2 protein-coding genes are annotated in these 5283 nt (G+C 27.2%); one reads left to right on the top strand and one right to left on the bottom strand.

Annotated features, from left to right (window positions below; genetic code table 11):
* Nucleotides 1–479 precede the first annotated feature (479 nt).
* Nucleotides 480–3194 carry a magnesium-translocating P-type ATPase gene (mgtA, locus tag R4K56_RS14360; protein WP_335772496.1) on the top strand — a complete coding sequence of 905 codons (2715 nt, stop codon included), beginning with the start codon at nucleotides 480–482 and terminating at the stop codon, nucleotides 3192–3194.
* A 71-nt stretch (nucleotides 3195–3265) separates the two neighbouring features.
* Here the strand turns inward: mgtA and mnmG are convergent, their stop codons facing one another.
* Nucleotides 3266–5116, bottom strand: coding sequence for a tRNA uridine-5-carboxymethylaminomethyl(34) synthesis enzyme MnmG (gene mnmG / locus R4K56_RS14355; RefSeq protein ID WP_335772497.1), 1851 nt, complete (start codon nucleotides 5114–5116; stop codon nucleotides 3266–3268).
* Between the last annotated feature and the right edge of the window lie 167 nt (nucleotides 5117–5283).

The raw sequence follows: 5283 nt of genomic DNA, 5'->3' as shown, positions 1-5283 counted from the left end.
ATTTATTAACTTTAAAATATATTTAACGCACGATAAATTAAATTTATTATATAAATAAAATTTGGATTATAAATAAATTAATGTTTTTAATTTTATTCACCGTGCGGAGAACAGATGATAAATTTAAAAAAATAAAACTAATTCTATTTTTGTATTGACAATTTTTTTATATTATGCTATATTCGCAAAAATTAAAATTTATATCATTATAAGGAGGCGGTGCTATGCTAAACAAAAACTTCTATTCTCGCTCACTACTCAGCTTCAAAAGAATCGTCTACCTGATATGTCACTTCAATTAATATATTTTCTATAATTAAATTCATACATTAAAAATTATAAAACCGTTTTTGGTTTTTTTGATTTGTTATTTTAGCTTTTCTAAATAACAGTATTAATATTTTATTTAAGAATAAATTTATTATCAAAAATAATAAAAAATCGTTTGGAAAAATATTATTATTATTGGGGTTGATATCATGAAAAAAATACTAGAAAACAAAAACAAATTAATTTTTTCAGCATTAAATAATACTGATAAAGTACTAGAAGTATTTAATTCATCATTAGAAGGCATATCAGAAAAAGAAGCAGATAAAAGATTAAAAGAATACGGATTAAATAAAATACCTCATAAAAATAAAAAAACTATTTTTAAAAGAATAGCTGAAGGTTTCATCAATCCATTTACTTTGATATTATTTGCCTTGGCTATTATATCCATTTTTACAGATATATTAATACCATTTTTCAAGAATGAAGAAATTTCTTTTTTGACAGTAATAATCATTTCTACAATGATAACAGTATCAGGATTAATAAGATTCATTCAGGAATATAAATCAGATAATGCATCAGAAAAACTTCTTAACATGATAAAATCTTCAAGCATAGTTTTGAGAGAAAATATCAAAAAAGAAATAAACAGTGAAAATCTAACAGTAGGAGATATAGTTTTTATCAATGCCGGTAATATAATACCTGCTGATATAAGAATAATAGAATCAAATAACTTGACAGTTTCTCAATCTGTATTAACAGGAGAAAGCGAGCCTTTAGAAAGAAATCATTCTGTATGTAATGAGGAATTAGAATCAGTAACAGATTATTCAAATATTGTTTTTATGGGTTCTAATGTAATAAGCGGAGATGCTAAAGGTATAGTAATAAATATTGGAAAAGATGCATTTTTAGGCGATATCGCAAATGAGCTTTCAAATATAAATGAAATAGATACAAGCTTCACTAAAGGAATAAATTCCGTATCTTGGCTATTAATAAGATTTATGTCTATAATGACTCCTGTTGTATTTTTTATTAATGGATTTACAAAAGGAAATTGGATAGAAGCCTTATTATTTGCTATATCAATCGCAGTTGGTTTGACACCAGAAATGCTCCCTATGATTGTAAGTGCATGCTTAGCAAAAGGTGCAGTATCTATGTCAAAACAAAAAACTATAATAAAAAATCTTAACTCTATACAAAGTTTTGGTGCTATGAATATATTATGTACTGATAAAACAGGCACTTTAACAATGGATAAAATTTCATTGAAGCATTATTTTGATGTTAATGAAAATGAAAATAAAAATGTTTTGGATTTGGCTTATTTAAATAGCTATTTTCAAAATGGTTATAGAAATGTTTTGGATAATGCTATTATTGAATATATAGAACATAATGAAAAAAACTTTAATAATAAAGAATTAGAAAATTACACAAAAATAAATGAAATTCCTTTTGATTTTATAAGAAGAAGATTAAGCATATTATTAAAAGAAAATGATAATATAAAGATGATAACTAAAGGAGCTTTTGAAGAAATGATTTCAATTTGCTCTTATGTTTATGATGATGAAAAAATATCAAAAATAACAGAATTACAAAAACAAGAATTAAATAAAAAAATTAACTTTTTAAATGATAAAGGAATGAGAGTAATAGCATTAGCTGTAAAAGATATAGAAATAAATAATGAAAATCAATTACAAGATTTAGAAGAAATTAAAAAGTTAGAAAATGAAATGGTATTAGTAGGATATTTAGCATTCTTGGATCCTCCAAAAGAATCATCTTACGAGGCTATAAAAAAATTAAATGAATATGGTGTTGATGTAAAAATACTTACTGGAGATAATGAAAAAACAACTATTAATGTATGCAATAAATTAGGAATAAATATAAACGGCATTTTGCTTGGAAATGAAATTGATAAATTAAATGATAATGAATTAAAAATAAAAGCAAAAAAAGCTAATATATTTGCTAAACTTTATCCTCATCAAAAATCAAGAATAGTATCCGTATTAAAAGATGATGATAATACAGTCGGCTTTATGGGCGATGGTATTAATGATGTGCTTGCTATGAAAATGGCTGATATATCCATTTCAGTTGACAGTGCTTTTGATATAGCTAAAGAAGCTGCTGATATAATATTATTAGAGAAGGATTTAACCGTATTAGAAAAAGGCATAATAGAAGGAAGAAAAACTTATGCCAATATGATAAAGTATATAAAAATAACTGCTTCATCAAATTTTGGAAATATGTTTTCTGTATTAATGGCTTCTATACTATTGCCATTCATACCAATGCAAAGTGTGCATTTGATCATACTAAATTTAATATATGATTTAAGCTGTACTTCAATACCTTGGGATAATGTTGATAAAGAATTTTTAAAACTTCCAAGAAAATGGGACTCTTCAAGTATAGGAAACTTTATGTGCTGGATGGGACCTGTAAGTTCTATATTTGATTGGAGCACTTATTTAATAATGTATTTTGTTTTCTGTCCATTATTCGTTTCTAATGGAATATTATATAATAAATTAGGCAATTATTATAATGGTGCCGATTTAGCTAATATAAAAACAATGTATACTTCTATGTTCCAATCAGGCTGGTTTATAGAATCTATATGCACACAAGTTTTGGTTATATATATGATAAGAACTGCTAAAATTCCTTTTATAGAAAGCAGACCATCAAAACAAGTTTTCTTATTAACTTTTTCAAGCATTATAATTTTGTCTATAGTGCCATTTACAAGTTTAGGACATCATTTAGGTTTTGTATCATTACCTAAAACTTATTTTATATTTTTAGTTCCTTGTATATTTGCTTATATACTATTAGTTACATTATTAAAGAAAGTATATATTAGAAAATTTGGTGAATTATTATAAATATAAAAAAATAACGCATATAGATAAATAAATAGTTTTTCTATATGCGTTTTTTTATAAACAATATATTTTTATTTCTTTTTATTTGTAAGTGCAAGTATTAAAATATGCACTACTGATTTATCTACTTCTGGTATTCTTAAAGCCTGTGATATATTATAAGGCTTGTACTGTTTCAATTTATTAATAGCATCTATTTTGACACTTTTTAAAGTAGAGTAATCAAAATCTTCCGGTATAAGCATGTTTTCGTATTTTTCAATGTCTTTTATTTCATTTAAATATCTTGAAATGTAGCCTTCATACTTAATAGCTATTTCTGCATTCTCCAAAACATTTTGATTATAATCGCCGTCTATCAAATGTTTTAGCATGTCAATACCGCATTCAGGACGTTTTATTATAGAAGCTAAACTCATAGTACGGTACTCTTTAGCTTCTTTTGTGAATCCTAATTCCTCAGTTTCTTTTTGAGTAAGTGTGCGTTTATTTAAATATTCCACAAGTATTTGAGTTTTCTGTTTTTTATCTCTTACCTTTTCAAGTCTTTCTTTGCTTGCAAGCCCTATATTATAAGAAAGCTCAGTTAATCTTTCATCGGCATTATCTTGTCTTAAAAGCATTCTATGTTCTGCCTGTGAAGTGAACATTCTATGAGGTTCTTTAGTTCCTTTAGTAGTTAAATCATCAATTAAAACTCCGATATATCCGTCGCTTCTTTTTAATATTAATGGAGCTTCTTTTTTAATTTTTAGACTTGCATTTATTCCTGCCATAAGTCCCTGACATGCAGCTTCTTCATATCCGCTTGTGCCGTTAATTTGTCCTGCCAAGAATAAGCCTTCAATCTTTTTAGTTTCAAGTGTAGGCTTTAATTCTATAGGGTTCACATAATCATATTCTACTGCATAAGCTGGTTTTAATATTCTTACTTCCTCAAGTCCTTTCAATGATCTTATCATTTTTATTTGTACTTCTTCCGGCAAACTTGAAGAAAATCCATTTATATAAACTTCATTAGTTCTATAGCTTTCTCTCTCTAAATGAAGCTGATGTCTTGGTTTATCTGCAAATCTTACAACCTTATCCTCTATGCTTGGGCAGTATCTTGGGCCTATACCTGTTATAACTCCGCTGTACATTGGAGATAAATGTATATTATCCTGAATGATTTTATGAATATTTGCGTCTGTATAAGTTATATAGCAAGGCTCTTGAACTATATCAATTTTATCATCTAAAAAAGAGAATGGTGTTATTTCATCATCACCTTTCTGCATTTCTAATATGTCAAAGTTAATAGAATAATAATCAACTCTTGCCGGTGTTCCTGTTTTTAATCTTCCTACTTCAAGTCCCAAACTTCTTAAATTATCAGATAGTCCTATTGCAGGAAGCTCCCCTATTCTTCCAGCTTGTTTCTGATATTTACCTATATGAATAAGTCCGTTTAGAAATGTTCCTGTTGTGAGTATAACTGCTTGGCATTCGTATTCTCTGCCTCTTTCTGTTCTAATTCCTTTAAGTACATTATTTTCTACAATGATTTCTGTTACTATATCCTGATGAAGTGTGAGATTATTCTCTGCATACAATGTTTTAGTAGCTTCTTCTTTATATGCGTATTTATCTGCTTGAGCTCTTGGTGCCCATACAGCTTTACCTTTACTTCTGTTGAGCATTCTAAACTGCATCATAGTTTTATCTATTAATATTCCCATCTCACCGCCTAGTGCATCAATCTCTTTTACAATAGTACCTTTAGCAACTCCCCCTATAGAAGGATTGCATGACATTTGTCCTATGGTATCCAAATTAATAGATATAATTAGGGTTTTCATTCCAAGTCTTGCAGATGAAAGTGCTGCCTCTATTCCGGCATGTCCAGCACCCACTACTATAACATCATATTTATTATTCATATAGTATTCTCTTTAAAAATAAATTTTATTGAAAATGATATATTAAAATTATGATATTGTAAAGTATTTAATTACACTTGCCCGCCCTCTAGGTTTTAAACTACTTTTGATATTTTTAAATTTTTTTTCCTTATAACTTTTACTGTTATTTTAGCTGCCCACCCAAG

Source organism: Brachyspira pulli, assembly GCF_036997785.1.
Lineage (GTDB): Bacteria > Spirochaetota > Brachyspiria > Brachyspirales > Brachyspiraceae > Brachyspira > Brachyspira pulli.
This window is presented reverse-complemented; position numbering and strand designations above follow the sequence as displayed.

Coding starts and splice junctions, on each gene's coding strand:
- mgtA (WP_335772496.1), top strand. CDS start 480: ATGAAAAAAATACTAGAAAACAAAAACAAATTAATTTTTTCAGCATTA.
- mnmG (WP_335772497.1), bottom strand. CDS start 5,116: ATGAATAATAAATATGATGTTATAGTAGTGGGTGCTGGACATGCCGGA.